Here is a 19,426-nt window from a genome sequence, read left to right as displayed (position 1 = left end):
CCGGTTTCCGGTCCCGTAAACGAGCCACACCAGGGGGTTTCGCGATCAGCTGTTGTGGGCGATGTCGTCCCAGCCCTCGACCTCGCTCGGCTTGCGCGGGGCGGGGCCGACGTAGCGGGCGGACGGGCGCACGAGGCGTCCGGTGCGCTTCTGCTCCATGATGTGCGCCGACCAGCCTGCGGTGCGGGCCGAGCTGAACATCGCGGGCATCATGTGCGGCGGCACCTCGGCGAAGTCGAGGATGACGGCGGCCCAGAACTCGACGTTGGTCTCGATCGCACGGTCGGGACGGCGCTCGCGGAGTTCCGCGAGGGCGGCCTGCTCGAGGGCGTTCGCGGCCTCGAAGCGCGGCGCGTTGAGCTCCTTGCAGGTGCGGCGCAGCACGCGGGCGCGGGGGTCCTCGGCGCGGTAGACGCGGTGGCCGAAGCCCATCATCCGCTCGCCGCGGTCGAGGATGCCCTTGACGACCTTGCTGGCGTCGTCGCTCTTCTCGACCTCCTCGATCATCGGCAGCACGCGGGCCGGGGCGCCGCCGTGCAGCGGGCCGCTCATGGCACCGATCGCGCCGGACATCGCTGCGGCGACATCGGCGCCGGTCGAGGCGATGACGCGGGCGGTGAAGGTCGAGGCGTTCATGCCGTGCTCGGCGGCCGACACGAAGTACGCGTCGACGGCGCGCACGTGCGCCGGGTCGGGCTCGCCGCGCCAGCGGGTCATGAACCGCTCGACGATGGTCGTGCACTGGTCGATGCGCGACTGCGGCACGGCCGGCGTCGAGACGCCGCGCGCAGACTGGGCCACGTACGACAGCGCCATGACGGCCGCGCGGGCGAGCTGCTCGCGAGCCTCCTCGTCGCTGATGTCGAGCAGCGGCCGGTAGCCCCAGATCGGCGAGAGCATGGCCAGCGCGGCCTGCACGTCGACACGCACGTCACCGGTGTGCACCGGGATCGGGAACGGCTCGGCGGGCGGCAGGCCCGGGCCGAACTTGCCGTCGACCAGCAGGGCCCACACGTTGCCGAAGGTGACCTGACCGACGAGGTCCTCGATGTCGACGCCGCGATAGCGCAGCGCGCCGCCGTCCTTGTCCGGTTCGGCGATCTCGGTCTCGAAGGCGATGACGCCTTCCAGACCCGGGCTGTAGTCGCTGGCCATACCAAGCTCCGATCGGGTTCACGGGTCTCGCGGTGATGCTCGTCGCCCATTCTGCCCGCACCCGGCTTCGGCGCGATCAGCAGGTGCTCGCGGGATGAAACAATCGGAACGGTGACCGACCCGGCCGACCTGCGGCGCACCTACGACCGCGGCACCCTCGACGACGGCGCCGTCGCCGACACCTGGCTCGAGCAGTTCCGTCGCTGGTTCGATGCCGCGGTCGCCGATCCGGCCGTGCCCGAGGCGAACGCGATGCAGGTGGCGACGATCGATGCCGGTGGACGCCCGCAGGTGCGCACGGTGCTGCTCAAGGGCCTGGACGAGCGTGGCGTGGTCTTCTTCACCAACTACGACTCGGCCAAGGGACGCGCGCTGGCGGCCAACCCGTACGCCGCCGCGGTGCTGCTCTGGCACGCCCACGAGCGGCAGGTGCGCGTGAGCGGCCCGGTCGCCAGGGTCAGCGCGGCGGAGACCGAGGCGTACTTCCACTCGCGCCCACGCGGCTCGCAGGTCGGCGCGTGGGCGTCGCCGCAGAGCGAGGTGATCGCGTCCCGGGCCGAACTCGAGGCCCGCGAGCGCGAGATCGCCGAACGGTTCGGTGACGGCGAGATTCCGGTGCCGCCGTTCTGGGGCGGCTTCCGGATCACCCCCGAGCAGGTCGAGTTCTGGCAGGGCCGCCCCGACCGGTTGCACGACCGCATCCGGTACGTCCTCGACGGCGCCGACTGGCGGCGCGAACGGCTGGCGCCGTGAGCACGTCGTCCGACGACGGGCAGCCGAGCCCGACCGAGTGCGCGACGGACGCGCCAGACCCGGCCGAGGCGCCCGAGCAGGCACGATCCCTGCGCGGTCTGGTCGCCCGGCACGCCGTCGACACGCGTCCGCTCGCGATCCCGACCTACCGCCGCCTGCTCATCGGCCAGGCGACGTCGTTCGTCGGCTCGATGCTCACCCAGGTCGCGGTGCCGGTGCAGGTCTACGCGATCTCGTCCTCGTCGCTCGACGTGGGCCTGGTCGGGTTGGCGGGTCTCGTCCCCATCGTCGCGTTCGGCCTCTACGGCGGCGCGATCGCCGACGTCGTCGACCGCCGCACGCTGTACTTCTGGTCGTCGATCCTCGGCTGGGCCGTCACGCTCGCGCTGCTCGCGCAGACCCTCGTCGACGTGCGCAGCGTCTGGTTGATCCTCGCGCTGGTGGCCGTGCAGTCGGGCGCGTTCGCCGTCGCGTCGTCGGCCCGCGGCGCGATCATCCCGCGCATCGTGCCCACCGAACTGGTCGCGAGCGCGAACACGCTGAACTTCACCGTCGGCAACATCGGGCAGGTGATCGGCCCGCTGCTCGCCGGTGTGCTCGTCGCCCAGCCGCACGGCTTCGCGATCGCGTACGGCATCGACGCCGTGCTCTTCACCGCCGCGCTCTACTCGGTGCTGCGGCTGCCGTCGATCGCGCCCGACCAGAGCGGCCAGCGGCTCGGCCTGCGTTCGGTCGTCGAGGGCCTCGCCTTCATCGCCAAGCGGCCGGTGCTGTTCATGTCGTTCCTCGTCGACATCTGCGCGATGGTGCTGGCGATGCCGCGCGCGCTGTTCCCGGCGGTCGCCGCCGAGCGCTTCCACGGCACGGTCGGCCCGCTCTACGCGGCCATCGCGATCGGGTCGGTGATCGCCGGCCTCTCGAGCGGCTGGATCGGCCGCATCCACCGGCAGGGCCGCGCGCTTGTCGTCGCGATCATCGGCTGGGGCGCGGCGGTCGCCGTCTCGGGACTGGCCCACCGGCTGTGGCTGGTCGTCGCGCTGCTCGCACTCGCGGGTGCGGCCGACCTGGTGAGTGCCGTCTACCGGCAGACCATCCTGCAGACCTACGCGCCGGACGAGATGCGTGGACGCATGCAGGGTGTCTTCATCGCCGTGGTGGCCGGTGGTCCGCGCCTCGGCGACGCCCGCGCCGGCGCCACGGCCGCCGCGTCGTCGCCGCAGTTCTCCTGGGTCGCCGGCGGTGTCGCCTGCATGGCCGTCGTCGCCGTCGCGGGGTATCTGGTGCGTCCGTTCTGGAACTACGACACCCGCGACGACCTCGTCGTCGGTCAGGGTGTGGCCGAGGCGTCGAGTGTCGAGCCGGCCGCGTCGTCGTAGCGGCCCCGCGCGATCTCGACGACCGTCGAGGCCGTCGCGGCCGGGTCGTCCCAGTCGGTGACGTCGCGCCAGGTCGGCATGCCTGCGGTCAGGTCGGTGCGGACGAGCCCGGGCAGCACGTCGACGACGATCACGCCGGTGCCCTGCAGTGCGGCGGCGAGCGAGCCGGTGAAGATCGACAGCGCCCGCTTCGACACGGCGTAGCCGGTGTAGGTGCCGGTCTGCGTCGCAGCGCGGGCGAGGCTCGCGACGGTGACGACGTGCCCGCGTCCGCGGTCGACCATCGCGGGCAGCAGCGCGCGGGTGAGCACCATCGGCCCGCGCAGGTTGACCTCGACGACCCGCCACACCTCGTCCAGGTCGGCCTGCCAGAACGGCACCTCGCGCGACTCGATGATCGCCGCGTCGTTCACCAGCAGGTCGACCGCGCCGAGGTGCTGCTCGACGTGCATGACCATCCGCTCGACCGCGGCGGTGTCGGTGATGTCGGCGGCGACGGGGAAGCAGGGCACGCCGTACCGGTCGGTGAGCTCCTCGGCCGCCACGCGCACCTGCGGCCCGGTGCGGGCGATCAGCGCGAGCGACATGCCCTCGGCCGCGAGTGCCTCGGCGATCACGCGCCCGATGCCCCGCCCGGCGCCGCTGACGACGGCGACACGTCCGCGCAGGCTGACCATGCCGCCACCCTGCCACCCCGCGTCCGGACGTGTGTGGCGACGGCGCGGGCGGACACGCCGCGCAGACCCCCGCAGCGTCGCCACACACTGAGTGGGGGACGAGGTGCACTAGCGTCCGTGCGCATGGCACTCACGGGCGAGCAGTACAGCATCGCGGCCGGCCGGCACCGGGCCACCGTCGTCGAGGTCGGTGCCGGGCTGCGGGGTTACACCGTCGGCGGCGAGCTCGTCACCGGCAGCTACGGCGCCGACGTGCTGCCGCCGAAGGGCTGCGGCATCACGCTCGTGCCGTGGCCGAACCGCATCCGCGACGGCAAGTACTCCTTCGACGGCCGCGACCACCAGCTCGCGCTCACCGAGCCGAAGACGCAGACCGCGATCCACGGCCTCGGCCGGTGGGAGCGGTGGACACCGGTGAGGCAGACCCGCGGCCGCATCACGCTCGCGCTCGACGTCGTGCCGCAGACCGGCTACCCGTGGCCGGTGCACGCCGAGATCACGTACGCGCTGCACGCCGAGCGCGGCCTCACCGTCACCTTCACCGCGACGAACACCGGCAGTACCCGCATCCCCTTCGGCGCCGGCGCGCACCCCTACCTCTCGACGCGCGGCCGCCCGCTCGACGAGACCACGGTGAAGCTGCCCGCCGCGACCCAGCTGACGACCGACGACCAGCAGATCCCGACGGGGCGGCGCTCGGTCAAGGGCACGCCGGCCGACCTGCGCCGCGGCCGCCGGCTCGGCAGCGACCGATTCGACCACGGCTTCACCGACGTCACCTTCCGCGACGGCCGCGCCGTCGCCGAGGTGCGCACCCGCGCCGGCGGCGCGCAGCTGTGGGTCGACGAGCAGTGGACCTACCTGCAGCTGTTCACCCTGGACGCACTCGGCGACCACGGCCCGGCGGTGGCGATCGAGCCGATGACCTGCGCGCCGGACGCGTTCAACTCGGGCGACGGGCTGATCGTGCTCGAGCCGGGTCAGCGCTGGTCGGGCAGCTGGGGGATCATCCCCGCTTGACCTGCTCGAACGCGGCGAGCGCGGCCTGCCGCTCGGCGGCGTGGTCGACGATCGGCGCCGGGTAGTCCTTCGGCGGGTCGGGCAGCTCCCACGGCCGGTGCACGGCCTTGCCCGCGACCTCAAGCAACTCGGGGATCCAGCGCCGCACGTACTCGCCCTCGGGGTCGAACTTCTCGCCCTGCCCGACCGGGTTGAAGATCCGGAAGAACGGTGACGGGTCGGTGCCGGAGCCCGCGGTCCACTGCCAGCCGTGCTGGTTGCTGGCGAGGTCGCCGTCGACGAGGTGCTGCATGAAGTGCCTCGCCCCGTGCGTCCACTCGATGTGCAGGTCCTTCACCAGGAACGACGCGACGATCATGCGCACGCGGTTGTGCATCCAGCCCTGCGCGAGCAGCTGCCGCATGCCGGCGTCGACGATCGGGTAGCCGGTGCGGCCCTGCTGCCAGGCCTCGAAGTGCTGGTCGGGCCGGTGGTAGGGCAGCGCCTTGAGCCGGGCGTCGAAGTAGTCGCGGGCGCTGTCGGGGAAGTTGAACAGGATCTGCGCGTAGAAGTCGCGCCACGCCAGCTCCTTGCGGTACGTCTCGTCGCCGGGGCCGAGATCGGCGAGCAGCGTGCGCGGGTGCACCGCGCCCCACTTGAGGTAGGGCGACATGCGCGAGGTGCGGTCGAGGTCGGGACGGTTGCGGTCGTCCTCGTAGGTCCGCAGCCGCGACTCGCGGTACCGCTGCCACGCCTTGCGTGCGGCGTCCTCACCGGCGTCCGGCAGCTCGAGCCCGGCGGGCAGCCGCGGGGCGTTCGGGCTGTCGATGCCGTCGAGCTCGGCCCACTCGACCTTCCCGTTGCGCGCCGGCGCGCGCCAGCCGTGCTGCACCCAGGCGCGGTAGTAGGGGCTGTAGACGCGGTACGGCGTGCCGTCGTTCTTGAGGATCCGCCCCGGCGCGACGGCGTACGGCGACCCGGTGCGGGTCAGCGGCACGTCGCCGAGCGCCTGCTCGACCGCCTCGTCGCGGCGCCGGCCGTAGGGGTTGAAGTCGGCGCTGATGTGCACCGAGCCGGCCTCGACCTCCGTCACGACCTTCGGCACGACGGTGCGCGGGTCGCCGCGGCGCACCACCAGGCGTCCGCCCATCGCCTCGTCGAGCGCGCGCAGGCTGCGGTACAGGAACGCGACGCGCGCCGCTCCGGCCGGCTTCAGCAGCGCCGGGTCGAGGACGAACAGCCCGACGACCGGCCCGTCCTTCGCCGCCTCGGCGAGCGCCGGGTGGTCGTGCAGGCGGAGGTCGCGCCGGAACCAGAGCACTGAGGTCACCATCGCAGTGTGCCCGGTGACAGCCCGTCGCTGACGGGGGTAGGAACAGCAGCATGAGCGAAGAGATGTTCGGCGACAGCGTGTACGAGAGCGGCGAGGCGATCGAGGACGCCGATGACCTCGACCCCGTCGAGAACCTGACCGGCGACGACCCCGACGAGATCATGCAGACCTCGTACGACCCGCCCGACCGCGAGCCGTACAACCTGCGCCACGTGCCGACGCCCAACGAGGAGGTCGAGGGCGAGTCGCTCGACCAGAAGCTTTCGGAGGAGGTGCCGGACGTCTCGCCCGACGACGTCTCGTTCACCGACGAGGATCCCCGCGCCGGTCGGCTCGTCGCCCCGGACGAGGGCTGGGACGTCGACCGCGAGAAGGACGAGGTCGCCACCGACGTCGGGCCGGCGGGGTACGCGTCCAGTGCCGAGGAGGCCGCGATGCACGTGGTCGACGAGCAGCACCCGGTCGACTGAGCGAACCGACCGCGAGTAGGACGAGCCGATGCAGCTGACGAAGTTCACCCACTCGTGCGTCCGGATCGAGGACGGCGACCGCGCGCTCGTGCTCGACCCGGGCGCGTTCAGCGAGTTCGACGCCGCCATGGACGGTGCGCAGGCGGTGCTGATCACGCACGAGCACGCCGACCACCTCGACGCCGACAAGCTGCGGGCCGCGCTGGCACGTGACCCGTCGCTGCGCGTGTGGGCGCCGGCGTCGGTCGTAGCGCAGCTCGGCGACCTCGGTGAGCAAGTGGTCGCCGCCGAGCCGGGCCAGGCCTTCGAAGCGGCCGGCTTCCCGGTGCGCGCGTTCGGCGGCCAGCACGCCGTGATCCACCCGAGCATCCCGACGATCAGCAACGTGGGGTACCTCGTCGGCGACGCGGTCTACCACCCGGGCGACTCGTTCTTCGTGCCGCCGGCGGCGGTGTCGGTGCTGCTGCTGCCGCTGCACGCGCCGTGGTCGAAGATGGCCGAGGTGATCGACTTCGCCATCTCGGTGCGCGCGCCGCAGGTGCGGCCGATCCACGACGCGCTGCTCAACGACCTCGGCAGGGGCGTCGTCGAGATGCAGGTCGGACGCCTCGTCGGCGAGCACGGCAGCGATTACGCCGGCTGGGCGCCGTCGGACACCCTCACCGCCTGACGGCCGGGGCGTCGGTGAGGGTGCCGTCGGCGCTCAGGGCGACCGTCGCGGTGAGCCGCAGCCGGGCGAGGAACGCGTTGTCGTGGCTGACCACGAGCAGCGCGCCGCGGTAGCCGTCGAGCGCCTGGACGAGGTGGTCGACGGTCGGCAGGTCGAGGTTGTTCGTCGGCTCGTCCAGCACGAGCAGCTGCGGCGGCGGCTCGGCCAGCAGCAACCGGGCCAGCACGACGCGGAACAGCTCGCCGCCCGACAACGACGCGAGCGGACGCTCGACGGCATCGCCGCGCAGCAGGAACCGCGCGAGGCGGTGCCGAACTGCCTGCGGTGCTGCGTCGGGCGCCCCGGCCCGCACGTGGTCGAGCACGCTGACGTCGGCGTCGGGCAGCGCGAGGTGCTGCGGCAGGTAGGCGATGCGATCGGTGTGGCGCACGGCGCGGACGATGCCGCGGCCGGACGGTTCGCCCCGCACGAGCTCGTCCAGCAGGGTCGTCTTGCCGACGCCGTTGTCGCCGACGAGTGCGAGCCGCGCCGGCCCGTCGAGCGCGACGCCCCGGTTGCTGCCGAGCAGCTCGGCGATGCGGCGGCCGGACGGGACGCCGGGGTCGGGCAGATCGATGCGGATCGTCGCGTCGTCGCGCACCCTCGCCCTCGCCGCCTCGAGCGCGGTGCGCGCCGTCTCGATCTTGTCCTCGGCCTCGTTCCGAAGCCGACCCGCTGACACCTGCGCCTCGGTGCGGCGCTGCTGCATCACGATCTTCGACCCGCGTTTCGTGTCGAACTGGTGCTGCGCGTACCGGGTCCGCCGCGCCAGCTTCGTCTCGGCGTCGATGCGCTGCCGACGCTCGACCGCGAGGGTCTGCTCGGCAGCCCGCTCGGCGCGGACTGCCGCTGCCTGCTCGCGATCGCGGTGCTGGCGCCACGCGCTGAACGGGCCGCCGAAGACGGTGAGCCGCCCGCCGTGGAGCTCGGCCGTCTCGTCCATGAGTTCCAGCAGCGACGTGTCGTGGCTGACGACCACGAGCGTGCCGGGCCAGTCGACGAGCGCGGCGCCGAGCCGCGCCCGTGCCGTGCGGTCGAGGTTGTTGGTCGGCTCGTCGAGCAGGACGATCGGTGCCCCGTTCAGCCGCAGCCCCGCGACGGCGACGAGCGTGGCCTCGCCGCCGGACAGCGAGTCGAGCGGACGATCGGGGTCGAGATCGTCCAGGCCGGCGGCCGCCAACGCTTTCGCCGCCCGGGTCTCGAGATCCCAGTCGTCGGCGAGCGTGTCGAAGTGCTGCGGGTCGGTCGAGCCCGCCTCGATGGCGCGCAGGGCGGTGAGGCGATCGGCGATACCGAGTGCCGTGGCGACGGTCGCGCCGGGGTCGCGCGCCGGGTGCTGGTCGAGGCGGGCGACGGGCGCGGTGACGACGATGCGGCCGGACGTCGGGGCGAGCTCGCCGCTGATCAGGCGCAGCAGCGTCGACTTGCCCGACCCGTTCGCACCGATGAGGCCGGTGTGGCCGGTGCCGAACGTGGCGTCGATGCCGGTCAGGGCGGCCGTGCCGTCGGGCCAGCGAAGGCCGACGTCGGACAGGGTGATGGCAGGGGTGGCGTGGGGATGCACAGCGGCTCCGGGGAGATCGGGCTGGCACGCCGACCGCCGGAGCCGGAACGGCTCGACGACGTCAGCGCAGGGACGCGGCAGCGCTCGTGATCTCCACGCGACCATGATCGCCCGCACTCGTCGGCCGTGGCAACCGGGTTTTGATGTTCGCGCGGTTGCAGTGCAACGAGTTGCATAGCTAGGGTGCGGCGTATGGCGCTCGAGCACGCGATCCTGGTGTCGCTGTCCGAGCGCGCCTCGACCGGCTACGAGCTCGCGCGGCGCTTCGACAAGTCGATCGGCCGGTTCTGGACGGCCACCCATCAGCAGGTCTACAAGGTGCTCGGGCGTATGGACGAGGCCGGCTGGGTGACCGCCGAGCAGGTGGCCCAGGAGGGGCGTCCGGACAAGAAGGTCTACCGCGTGACCGACGCCGGACGCGCCGAGCTGCGCGCCTGGATCGGCGCGCCGACCGAACCGGAGGTGGGCCGGTCGGACCTCGCCGTGAAGATCCGCGGGGCGTCGCACGGCGAGCTGCCCGGCCTGCTCGACGAGATCGAGCGGCATCGTGCCCTGCGCCAGGAACGGCTCGACTCGTACCTGGCGAACGAGAAGCGCGAGTTCCCCGACCCCACCCGCCTGCACGGACGCGAGCTGCACCAGTGGCTCGTGCTGCGCGGCGGCATCAGCCTCGAGCGAGGCCTCATCGAGTGGTACGACGAAGTGCTCGCCGTGCTGCGTCCCACACTGCCTGGAAAGGGCACGGCATGACCTACCCGCACCTGCTCGCGCCGCTCGACCTCGGCTTCACCACGCTGCCGAACCGCGTGCTCATGGGCTCGATGCACGTCGGCCTGGAGGACCGTCCGAAGCACCTGACCCGGCTCGCCGAGTTCTACGCCGAGCGTGCCGCCGGCGGCGTCGGTCTCATCGTCACCGGCGGGTTCGCGCCGAACCGCACCGGCTGGCTGCTGCCGTTCGCCGGCAAGCTCACCAATCCCACCGAGGTGCGCCGGCACCGGCAGATCACCGACGCCGTGCACGGCAACGGCGGGCGCATCGCCTTGCAGGTGCTGCACGCCGGCCGCTACGCCTACCACCCGTTCAGCGCGACGGCGTCGCGCAGCAAGTCGCCGATCACGCCGTTCTCGGCCCGCGCGATGGGCGCGCACGAGGTGCGGCAGACGATCGCCGACTTCGCCCGCACCGCGTCGCTCGCCCGCGAGGCCGGCTACCACGGCGTCGAGATCATGGGCAGCGAGGGCTACCTGATCAACCAGTTCCTAAGCGAGCGGGTCAACCAGCGCACCGACGAGTGGGGCGGCACGCCCGAGCGGCGGCGTCGCTTCGCGACCGACATCGTGCGGCGCGTGCGCCGTGCCGTCGGGCCGGACTTCATCGTGATCTACCGGATGTCACTGCTCGACCTCGTGGAGGGCGGTCAGACGTGGGACGAGGTGGTGGCCCTCGCCAAGGAGGTCGAGGCGGCCGGCGCCACGATCATCAACACCGGCATCGGCTGGCACGAGGCGCGCGTGCCGACGATCGTGACGTCGGTGCCGCGCGCCGCGTTCAGCTGGGTCACCGGCAAGCTGCGGCCCGAGGTGTCGGTGCCGGTGGTCGCGTCCAACCGCATCAACATGCCCGAGGTCGCCGAGCAGATCCTCGCCGACGGCGACGCCGACATGGTCTCGATGGCGCGGCCGTTCCTCGCCGATCCCGACTGGGTCGTGAAGGCTGCGGCCGGACGCACCGACGAGATCAACACGTGCATCGCGTGCAACCAGGCCTGTCTCGACCACACCTTCTCGCACAAGGTGGCCAGCTGCCTGGTCAACCCGCGGGCCGCCCACGAGCGCGAGCTCACCCTGGTGCCGACGCGGCGGAGCAAGCGCATCGCCGTCGTCGGGGCGGGGCCGGCCGGGCTCGCCGTCGCCACGACCGCGGCCCGCCGCGGGCACGGCGTCGACCTGTTCGACGCGGCGGACGAGATCGGCGGGCAGTTCCAGCTCGCCCGCCGCGTGCCGGGCAAGGAGGAGTTCGCCGAGACGATCCGGTACTTCAACCGGCAGATCGAGCTGACCGGGGTGAAGCTGCACCTCACCCACTCCGTCACCGCGACCGAGCTGGTGCAGGGCGGCTACGACGAGATCGTGCTCGCCACGGGCGTCACCGCCCGCACGCCCTCGATCACCGGCATCGACGCGCCGAACGTGCACCAGTACGGCGACGTGCTGCTCGGCCGGGTCGAGGTCGGGGCGCGCGTCGCGGTGATCGGTGCGGGCGGTGTCGGCTTCGACGTCGCCGAGTTCCTGACCCACCCCGGCACCACAGGTGTTGCACCGAGTCGCGACGAATGGATGCGCGAGTGGGGCGTGGCCGACCCGGCCGAGCACCGCGGCGGCCTGCTCGCGCCCGAGCGGGTCGAGGTGCCACGCCAGGTGTTCCTGCTGCAGCGCAAGCCGACGCGTGTGGGCGCCGGACTGAACAAGACGAGTGGTTGGGTACACCGGGCGTCGTTGACGCAGCGCGGCGTCCAGATGCTCAAGGCCGTGAACTACGAGCGGATCGACGAGCGCGGTCTGCACATCAGCTTCGGCGAGAAGCACGCCGACCCGCAGGTGCTCGAGGTCGACGACATCGTCGTCTGTGCGGGCCAGGAGTCGCGGCGCGAGCTGTTCGACGACCTCAAGACCGCCGGCCTCGGCCCGGCCCGCGTGCACCTCGTCGGCGGCGCCGACGTCGCCAAGGAGCTCGACGCCAAGCGCGCCATCGACCAGGGCACCCGCCTCGCCCTCCAGCTCTGACCCTGTTTGCGCCGCCAGCTGTCGGCTTCAGGCCGCCGAACCGTCAGTTGGGGGCGCAAACCCGGCCTGGCGGCGCCGCTTTGCGCCGCCAGCTGTCGGCTTCAGGCCGCCGGACCGTCAGTTGGGGGCGCAAACCCGGGCGAGGGTCAGTCGCCCCAGGGGAGGTAGGCGCGGACGGTGTCGGCGAGGCGCAGCACGGCGGGCTTCTGGCCCGGCGCCTGCGCACCGAGCTCGGGCCAGGGGGCGAAGACACGCTCGACGTCGCCGATGACCGGCTGCAGCTCGGGGTAGTGGCGCAGCAGGACGTCCTTCATCGTCGTGTTGTTCACCCAGTCGTAGCCGACCTGCGTGTACACCTCGGGGCGGTAGTCGTCGGTGAAGAAGCGGTCGCTCTTGAGCCGGCGCGACGCCATCAGGATGAAGATGCGGAACGCGGTGTCGCTGAAGCCGAAGCCCTTCGGCGGCTTCTCGGCCTGCATGCCGATCTGCAGGTCGACCGCGTCGACGTCGCCGCGGTAGATCTCGGCGATCTCCTTCGCCCACTGCTTGTTCGGCGTGATCTCGTCGAAGGACTTGCGCCGCGGCATGCGGAGCGCCTCGCGGAAGTCGTTGTAGCGGGGGATGCCGCGTTCGCGGTCGCGCACGATGTCGAGCGTGGCGAGGTCGGTGATCTGCCCGTCGACGCGGGTGAGCTTGCGCAGGGCGTTCGGGTAGTTGTGCAGACACACCGCACCGGCGGACGCGAGGCCGAACGAGTACCACATGTCGCCCATCTCCATGCGATCCATGAAGTCGCGCGTGTAGCGGCCCTGCAGCTCGGTGAACTCGGCGTGCTCGAGGTGTTGGCCGCTTGCCAACGAGTAGAAGTCCCAGTCGTCGGGAATGAGCGGGTGCATGCGGTAGACCGAGACGAACTCCTCGGTCAGCGAGAACGGTGCACTGTGGTGGTCGGCCCGCGACCCGATGATGCCCGACAGGGCCTCGTCGGCGATGCCGCCGGGCACGCGTCCGATCCGTGACTTGAAGGCCTCGCCGAGGGCGCCGTACCAGTTCGCGTTCATGCTGATCTGCAGCGCGGGGTGGCGAAGCACGCAGGTCGTCCACTCGACGGTGTGGATCTTCGCGATGAGTGCCGACACGACGAGCACGCCGAGTTCGAACAGCCGCTGGTCGCCGAGCGACGGGTAGGCCTTCTTCAGCGCGTCGCACACGGCGTTGTGCTCGCGGGCGAACAGCGTGTGCAGCAGGCCGACGCCCACCCACCAGTTCTCGCGCATGCCGGTGAGGTCGACACCAGGGATGTCGCTTCGCGGCAGGCGGCCGTCGTCGCCGACGTGCACCTTGCCGTTGACGAAGGTGCGCACCTCCGCCTGGCGCTCGGCGCCGCTGCCGTAGATCTGCGAGCCGTCCCACCAGTGCGTCTCGACGTTCTGGAACACCGGCGCCGGCCGACCGTCGACGATTGTCTCGTCGTGCAGCGGGATCGTGTCGCGGATGCGCATCGGGTTCTCGGGGAAGTCGTCCCCGCGCTGCAGCGGCACCTGGATGACCCGGTCGGGCCGCCCGTCGCCGTGGAAGAACCAGTTGTGGTTCTCGAACTGCAGCCACGCCGCGGCGAGCGCGTTGACGATGCCCGCGGGCTTGAAGGTGTCGCGCGCCATCAGCTCGTTGCTGATGCGTCGCGGGTCGGGATCGAGCAGCCGCTTCAGGTTCGGCGCGGTCGAGGTGATCGGGACGTTCCGTCCGAAGCCGGTGCCCTTCATGCCCATCGCCGGGCAGCCGAGGTCGTTCCACGAGCCGTCGGGCGTGCGGGCGCGCACCGCTTCGTCGGGCGGCGCCTCGCCGGCGAGCGGCTCCTTGGGGCGGATGTCGGCGCCCTCGAAGAGGTTGTGCTCGCGCAGTTCACCGCGCAGCCGGGCGAGGCTCAACACCTGCAGAGCCAACGACGGGTGTTCGTACCACTGAGGCAAGACGGGCTCCCGGGGTGCACGCCGACGTGAGTCAGGCCACAGCCCGACGGTCGGACGCTACTGCGCACCCCGGTGCCCTGCCATTCGAAACAGCCCCGGCCGTTCGGGCGGGCCCGTCAGACCTGCGTCGGCTCCGGCTCGCGCTCGCGCGCCACGACGGTGCCGTCGTACGACGGCGCGGCGACGAGCTGCCGCTCGACCACCCGCCCGTGCAGCTGCGCCATCGTCGTCGCCCGCTGCGAGCGGCCGCGTCCGATGAACGAGACCGTCCAGTGGATCAGCGTCGTGAACCGGTTCTTGAACCCGACCAGGTACAGCACGTGGATGAACAGCCACATCATCCAGGCGATGAAGCCGCCGAAGCGCAGGTGACCGGCGACCGGGATGTCGGCGACGGCCTTGAACCGCGAAATCGTCGCCATGCTGCCCTTGTCGAAGTACTTGAAGGGCTTCGGCGCCGTACCGCCCTTGACGCGCTGCGCGATCACCTTGGCGACGTACTTGCCGCCCTGCATGGCCACCTGCGCCACACCGGGGTACCCGTTCAGCGACATCATGTCGCCGACCACGAAGACCTCCGGGAAGTTCGGCAGCGAGCAGTCGGGGCGCACCTTGAGCCGGTTGCCACGGTCGATCTCGGTGCCGCTCTGCGCCGCGAGGGTCTGCACGAGGTTGCTGCCACGCACGCCGGCGGCCCAGACGATCGTGCGGGCCGGGATGCGCACGCGGGTGCCGGTGCTGTCCTCGACGACCAGGCCACGCTCGTCGACGTCCACGACCTTCTCGTTGAGCCAGACCTCGATGCCGAGCCGCTCGAGCTGGCGCACGGCCTTGGCCGACAGCCGCGAGCCGAAGGTGCCGAGCACGTCGCCCATCGCGTCGACCAGCACGATGCGGGTCTTGCGGGTGTCGATGTTGCGGAAGTCGCGGACGAGCGCGCGGTGCGCGAGCTCGGCGATCTGCCCGGCCATCTCGACGCCGGTCGGGCCGGCGCCGACGACGGCGAAGGTCATCCACTCATCCCGCGTGGTCAGGTCGGTCTCGACCTCGGCGTACTCGTAGGCGGAGAGGATGCGGCCGCGGATGTCGAGCGCGTCGTCGACCGACTTGAGACCGGGCGCGTGCTCGGCGTACTCGTCGTGGCCGAAGTACGACGTGGTGGCGCCGGCGGCGACGATGAGGCTGTCGTAGTGGGTCACCGTGTCCAGGCCGCCGACCTGCGACGTGACGGTCTTGGCCTTGAGGTCGATGTCGGTGACCTCGCCGAGCACGACCCTGGTGTTCTTGTAGTTCTTGAGGATCTCGCGCGTCGCCGGCGCGATCTCGCCCTCGGAGAGGATGCCGGTCGCCACTTGATACAGCAGCGGCTGGAAGAGGTGGTGCGTCGTCTTGCTGATCATCGTGACGTCCACGCCGGCCCGCTTGAGCTTCTTGGCGGCGAACAGGCCGCCGAAGCCCGAGCCGATGATCACCACGTGGTGTCGTCGGGCCATGGTCTCGGTCATGTCAGCTCCTACCTCAGGTTCTCTCGTCCACACATTGTCTACCCACACGAACGTGCGTGGCGCCTCGAGGAATCCGCCGTACGGCTCACATCACTCCGTTTTCACGCTGGGGTGACCGGCGCCACGTCGCCGACGCTCGTGCCGTCCGGTTGTCGTACCTGCGACGTGGCGTTACAGTCAGGAACTGCGACATCCCGTCACAGCTACCTGACCGGAGGATCCGATGACCGCGACGGCCGCTCCCACGTCGGCACCGACGTCCGCGTCCAGCTCGTACAGTGACCGCCTGCTCGCGCTCGCGCAGGCCTCCGTCGAGCGGCACTTCGAGCCCTACGTCGACATCGCCTGGGACGCGCCGGAGTTCGCCGTCACCGAGGGTGACCGCCGCTGGATCCTCTCCGCCTCGACCGACCCGCTCGGCCAGCACCCCTGGTACCAGGGGCTGCCGGAGCAGCAGCAGATCGCGATCGGGATGTGGCGGCAGGCGAACGTCGCCAAGGTCGGCCTGCAGTTCGAGCAGGTGCTGATCAACGGGATGATGAACTTCGTCGGCGGCCTGCCGAACAACTCGGCCGAGGCCCGGTACTGCACCCACGAGATGATCGAGGAGTGCAACCACACCCTGATGTTCCAGGAGATGGTGAACCGGGTGGCGCCGCAGGTGCCCGGGGCCGCACCCGTCATGCGCGCGCTGGCGCCGTTCATCGCGCTGGTCGGCCGGTTCGCGCCGACGCTGTTCTTCGTCGGCATCCTGGCCGGTGAGGAGCCGATCGACCACCTGCAGAAGTCGATCCTGCGCGCGGGCGAGGACGTGCACCCGATCATGCACGGCGTCATGCGCATCCACGTCGCCGAGGAGGCGCGGCACATCTCGTTCGCGCACGAGTTCCTGCGCCACCACGTGCCGCAGCTGAACCGGCCGAGCCGGTGGGCCCTGTCGGTCGCCTTCCCGGTGATCATGCGCGGGCTCTGCGACGTGATCGTCGTGCCGCCGAAGCAGTTCTGGGACGAGTTCGACATCCCCGCCGACGTGAAGAAGGACCTCTTCTGGCGGCTGCCCGAGTCGCGTCGCCAGCTGTCGGACTACTTCGCCGACGTGCGTGCACTGGCCGAGGAGATCGGCCTGATGAACCCCGTCTCGCGCCGGGTGTGGAAGCTGCTCAAGATCGACGGACGCACCTCCCGCTACCGCAGCGAGCCGGTGCGCACCGTGCCGGCCGCCGCCTGAACCCGGGCGGCCTGCCGTGCCGCACGTCGTGACGCAGTCGTGCTGCAGCGACGCGTCCTGCGTCTACGCCTGCCCGGTCAACTGCATCCACCCGACGCCGGACGAACCCGGGTTCGGCACCGCCGAGATGCTGCACATCGACCCGGCAGCCTGCGTCGACTGTGGCGCGTGCGTGACGGCCTGCCCGGTGGACGCCATCAAGCCGCACACCGCGTTGGCGCCGGGCGAGCAGGTGTTCGTCCCCATCAACGCCGACTTCTACCGCGGGGTGGACACCTCGGCCCGGCCGACGCTCGCGCCGGTGACGCCGGCGCCCGCCGTCTCGCGCGCGGGTGAGCCGCTGCGGGTGGCGATCGTCGGCACCGGCCCCGCAGCGATGTACGCGGCCGACGAGCTGCTGCTCGTGCCGAACGTCGAGGTCGACCTGCTCGACCGCCTGCCCACGCCGTACGGCCTCGCCCGCGCGGGCGTCGCGCCCGACCACCAGCGCACCAAGCAGGTGACCCGGCTGTTCGACGCGATCGCCGAGCACCCGCGGCTGCGCCTGCACCTCGGCGTCGACGTCGGCCGTGACGTCACCGTCGACGAGGTGGCGGCGCACTTCGACGCCGTCGTCGTCGCCGTCGGCGCCGCCGACGACCGGCCGCTCGACGTGCCGGGTGGCGCGTCGGCGCTGTCCGCCACCGATTTCGTGGCCTGGTACAACGGCCACCCCGATCACGCCGGCCGGCGCATCGACCTCTCGCACGAGCGGGTCGTGATCGTCGGCAACGGCAACGTGGCGCTCGACGCCGCGCGCATCCTGACGATGCCGGTCGAGGCGCTGGCCGCCACGGACATCGCCGATTGCGCCCTCGAGGCGCTGCGGGCGAGCCGGGTGCGCGAGGTCGTGCTGGTCGCGCGGCGCGGACCGGCGCAGTCGGCGTTCACCGTGCCCGAGTTCGCCGGGCTGCTGGCCACGCCCGGTGTCGAGGTGGTGGTGCATGACGATGCGCAGCTCGTCGGGTTCGGTGACGGCGACGACCACGCGACGGCGCAGAAACTGCGGCTCCTGCGGTCGCTGCCGACCGCCCCGACGCGCGGTACAGGCGCTCGTCGCATCGTGCTGCGCTGGTTCGCCGAGCCGCTCGCCGTGACCGACACCGGGCTCGAGGTCGCGCGCACCGAACTGGTCACCGGGCCCGACGGCGTCGCGCGTGCCGTGCGCACCGGCGACCACGGGACGATCGATGCCGGCCTGGTGCTCACCTCGATCGGCTACCGCGGGCGGGCGGTGCCCGGCCTGCCGTTCGACCATGTGCGGGGCACGATCCCGCACGAGGCCGGGCGGGTGCGTCCGGGGGTCTATGTCGCGGGCTGGATCAAGCGCGGGCCCACCGGCTTCCTCGGCACCAACAAGAGCTGCGCACAGGAGACGGTGCGCAGCCTGCTCGCCGACTTCGACGCGCACGCCCTGCCGACGCACAGCGGCACCGCGCGGGCCTTCGCCGCGCTGGTGCGCGAGCGCTGCCCCGAGGTCGTCGACCGCCGCGGCTGGCTGGCCATCGACGCGGCCGAGCGGGCGGCGGGCGCGGCCGCCTCGCGTCCGCGGGTCAAGATCACCGACCGGGCCGACCTCGTCGCCGCCGCGCGTCCGAGCGCGAAACCCCCTGCTCTGGCTCGCTTCCTGGCCCGGAAGTGAGCCACACCAGGGGGTTCCGCGGGGTCAGTCCTCGCAGGGCAGCGACGAGCGCGAACGCGGGGCGCGGCCGGCGGGCTGGGTCGGGCGTTCGGTCAGGGCGGGCACGGCCGACCAGTGGCGCTCGACCGCCTTACCCGGTTCGAGGGTGAGCACCTCGGCCTCCTGACCGTCGTCGTGGTGCTCGATGTCGAGCGGCTCGTCGCCCTCGAGCAGATACCGCACGGTGCCGCCGGCCTCGATCGACACACGCAGCAGCCGGCCGCGCGGGCGCACGGCGAAGCTCAGCGCCTGCCATCCCGGCGGCAGCTGCGGGCGGAACCGCAGGTGGTCGCCGAGGTCGCGCATGCCGCCGAATCCCGCCACCAGCGCCAGCCACGCCCCGGCCAGCGAGGCGATGTGCAGGCCGTCGGACGAGTTGTGCTCGAGGTTGTGCAGATCCATGAGCGCGGCCTCGGCGAGATAGTCCGTCGCCAGGTCGAGCTGTCCGACCTCGGCCGCCACCACCGCCTGCGTGCACGCCGACAGCGACGAGTCGCGCACCGTCAGCGCCTCGTAGTAGGCGAAGTCGCGGGCCTTCTCCTCGGCCGTGAACGAGTCGCCCATCCAGTGCAGCGCCAGCACGAGGTCGGCCTGCTTGGCCACCTGCCGCCGGTACAGCTGGAAGTACGGCGCGTGCAGCAGCAGCGGGTAGGCGTCCTCGGCCGCCGAGCGCTCGAAGTCCCAGCGGTCGCGCAGGGTCGAGCCGCGATCCTGCTCGTGCACACCGAGGTCGGCGTTCACCGGCACCGCCATCGCGTCGCCCGCCTGCCGCCACCGCTCGAGTTCGTCCTCGCGGACGTCGAGGGCCGCCGCCTGGTCGGGCCAGCGCTTCGCGGCGGCGACGGCCTCGAGCAGGTTCCGCGCGGCCGAGAGGTTGGTGTAGGTGTTGTCGTCGACCACGGCGCTGTACTCGTCCGGGCCGGTGACCCCGTCGAGATGGAACTCGCCGTCGGCGCCGCGGTAGGTCATCGACGACCACAGCCGGGCGGTCGCCACCAGCAGCGGCAGCGCGACGTCGCGGTCGAAGGCCTCGTCGCCCGTCCACCACGAGTGCCGCACCGCGGCGAGGGCGATGTCGGCGTTCACGTGCAGCGCGGCGGTGCCGGCCGGCCAGTACGCCGAGCACTCCTCGCCGCGGATGGTGCGCCACGGGAACGCCGCGCCCTCGAGCCCGAGCGTGC

16 protein-coding genes are annotated in these 19,426 nt (G+C 71.9%); 9 read left to right on the top strand and 7 right to left on the bottom strand.

Annotated features, from left to right (window positions below; genetic code table 11):
• Positions 1 to 45: 45 nt before the first annotated feature.
• Positions 46 to 1,155 (bottom strand): citrate synthase 2, encoded by a 1,110-nt coding sequence (locus ACTHMS_RS08160; RefSeq protein WP_440306166.1) that lies wholly within the window; start codon positions 1,153 to 1,155, stop codon positions 46 to 48.
• Between the two features lie 111 nt (positions 1,156 to 1,266).
• Between ACTHMS_RS08160 and pdxH the strand changes: the two genes are divergently transcribed.
• Both pdxH and ACTHMS_RS08150 read left to right on the top strand, forming a co-directional pair.
• Positions 1,267 to 1,908, top strand: a complete 642-nt coding sequence (gene pdxH, locus ACTHMS_RS08155) for a pyridoxamine 5'-phosphate oxidase (RefSeq protein ID WP_440306165.1) — start codon at positions 1,267 to 1,269, stop codon at positions 1,906 to 1,908.
• Positions 1,905 to 3,284 (top strand): MFS transporter, encoded by a 1,380-nt coding sequence (locus ACTHMS_RS08150; protein ID WP_440306164.1) that lies wholly within the window; start codon positions 1,905 to 1,907, stop codon positions 3,282 to 3,284. The genes pdxH and ACTHMS_RS08150 overlap by 4 nt, the downstream gene beginning before the upstream one ends.
• On the opposite strand, the gene ACTHMS_RS08145 is transcribed toward ACTHMS_RS08150, so the two are convergent.
• Positions 3,236 to 3,961, bottom strand: a complete 726-nt coding sequence (locus ACTHMS_RS08145; protein WP_440306163.1) for an SDR family NAD(P)-dependent oxidoreductase — start codon at positions 3,959 to 3,961, stop codon at positions 3,236 to 3,238. The two genes, ACTHMS_RS08150 and ACTHMS_RS08145, sit on opposite strands and share 49 nt — an antisense overlap.
• Positions 3,962 to 4,084: 123 nt before the next feature.
• On the opposite strand from ACTHMS_RS08145, the gene ACTHMS_RS08140 reads away from it, so the two are divergent.
• Positions 4,085 to 4,981 carry an aldose 1-epimerase family protein gene (locus ACTHMS_RS08140; RefSeq protein ID WP_440306162.1) on the top strand — a complete coding sequence of 299 codons (897 nt, stop codon included), beginning with the start codon at positions 4,085 to 4,087 and terminating at the stop codon, positions 4,979 to 4,981.
• On the opposite strand, the gene ACTHMS_RS08135 is transcribed toward ACTHMS_RS08140, so the two are convergent.
• On the bottom strand, positions 4,968 to 6,293 hold the full coding sequence (locus tag ACTHMS_RS08135; RefSeq protein WP_440306161.1) for a cryptochrome/photolyase family protein: 1,326 nt from the start codon (positions 6,291 to 6,293) through the stop codon (positions 4,968 to 4,970). The two genes, ACTHMS_RS08140 and ACTHMS_RS08135, sit on opposite strands and share 14 nt — an antisense overlap.
• A 50-nt stretch (positions 6,294 to 6,343) precedes the next feature.
• On the opposite strand from ACTHMS_RS08135, the gene ACTHMS_RS08130 reads away from it, so the two are divergent.
• Both ACTHMS_RS08130 and ACTHMS_RS08125 read left to right on the top strand, forming a co-directional pair.
• Positions 6,344 to 6,763, top strand: a complete 420-nt coding sequence (locus tag ACTHMS_RS08130) for a DUF5709 domain-containing protein (protein ID WP_440306160.1) — start codon at positions 6,344 to 6,346, stop codon at positions 6,761 to 6,763.
• Between the two features lie 28 nt (positions 6,764 to 6,791).
• Positions 6,792 to 7,433: an MBL fold metallo-hydrolase gene (locus ACTHMS_RS08125; RefSeq protein WP_440306159.1), complete on the top strand. Its 642-nt coding sequence runs from the start codon at positions 6,792 to 6,794 to the stop codon at positions 7,431 to 7,433.
• Here the strand turns inward: ACTHMS_RS08125 and ACTHMS_RS08120 are convergent.
• Positions 7,423 to 9,036: an ABC-F family ATP-binding cassette domain-containing protein gene (locus ACTHMS_RS08120; RefSeq protein WP_440306158.1), complete on the bottom strand. Its 1,614-nt coding sequence runs from the start codon at positions 9,034 to 9,036 to the stop codon at positions 7,423 to 7,425. The two genes, ACTHMS_RS08125 and ACTHMS_RS08120, sit on opposite strands and share 11 nt — an antisense overlap.
• 192 nt (positions 9,037 to 9,228) lie before the next feature.
• Here ACTHMS_RS08120 and ACTHMS_RS08115 point away from each other — a divergent pair, with 192 nt between their 5' ends.
• Entirely contained in the window at positions 9,229 to 9,786 is a 558-nt protein-coding gene (locus ACTHMS_RS08115) for a PadR family transcriptional regulator (RefSeq protein WP_440306157.1), read from the top strand.
• On the top strand, positions 9,783 to 11,822 hold the full coding sequence (locus ACTHMS_RS08110; protein ID WP_440306156.1) for an oxidoreductase: 2,040 nt from the start codon (positions 9,783 to 9,785) through the stop codon (positions 11,820 to 11,822). The genes ACTHMS_RS08115 and ACTHMS_RS08110 overlap by 4 nt, the downstream gene beginning before the upstream one ends.
• A 146-nt stretch (positions 11,823 to 11,968) precedes the next feature.
• On the opposite strand, the gene ACTHMS_RS08105 is transcribed toward ACTHMS_RS08110, so the two are convergent.
• Entirely contained in the window at positions 11,969 to 13,792 is a 1,824-nt protein-coding gene (locus tag ACTHMS_RS08105) for a peroxidase family protein (protein WP_440306155.1), read from the bottom strand.
• A gap of 116 nt (positions 13,793 to 13,908) precedes the next feature.
• Positions 13,909 to 15,297 (bottom strand): NAD(P)/FAD-dependent oxidoreductase, encoded by a 1,389-nt coding sequence (locus ACTHMS_RS08100; protein ID WP_440306154.1) that lies wholly within the window; start codon positions 15,295 to 15,297, stop codon positions 13,909 to 13,911.
• 223 nt (positions 15,298 to 15,520) lie between these two features.
• On the opposite strand from ACTHMS_RS08100, the gene ACTHMS_RS08095 reads away from it, so the two are divergent.
• Both ACTHMS_RS08095 and ACTHMS_RS08090 read left to right on the top strand, forming a co-directional pair.
• The gene (locus ACTHMS_RS08095) at positions 15,521 to 16,525 is read left to right on the top strand and encodes an AurF N-oxygenase family protein (protein WP_440306153.1); all 1,005 of its coding nucleotides are present in this window, start codon (positions 15,521 to 15,523) and stop codon (positions 16,523 to 16,525) included.
• 16 nt (positions 16,526 to 16,541) lie between these two features.
• Complete coding sequence (locus tag ACTHMS_RS08090; RefSeq protein WP_440306152.1) at positions 16,542 to 18,206, top strand: FAD-dependent oxidoreductase; 1,665 nt, start codon at positions 16,542 to 16,544, stop codon at positions 18,204 to 18,206.
• 24 nt (positions 18,207 to 18,230) lie between these two features.
• On the opposite strand, the gene ACTHMS_RS08085 is transcribed toward ACTHMS_RS08090, so the two are convergent.
• On the bottom strand, positions 18,231 to 19,426 hold a 1,196-nt coding region (locus ACTHMS_RS08085), incomplete at its 5' end, for a glycosyl hydrolase family 65 protein (RefSeq protein WP_440306151.1).

Source organism: Jatrophihabitans sp. (assembly GCF_051960575.1).
Lineage (GTDB): Bacteria > Actinomycetota > Actinomycetes > Mycobacteriales > Jatrophihabitantaceae > JBQCEE01.
The sequence above is the reverse complement of the archived record's forward strand: the minus strand, read 5'-3'. Positions and strand labels throughout refer to the sequence as shown.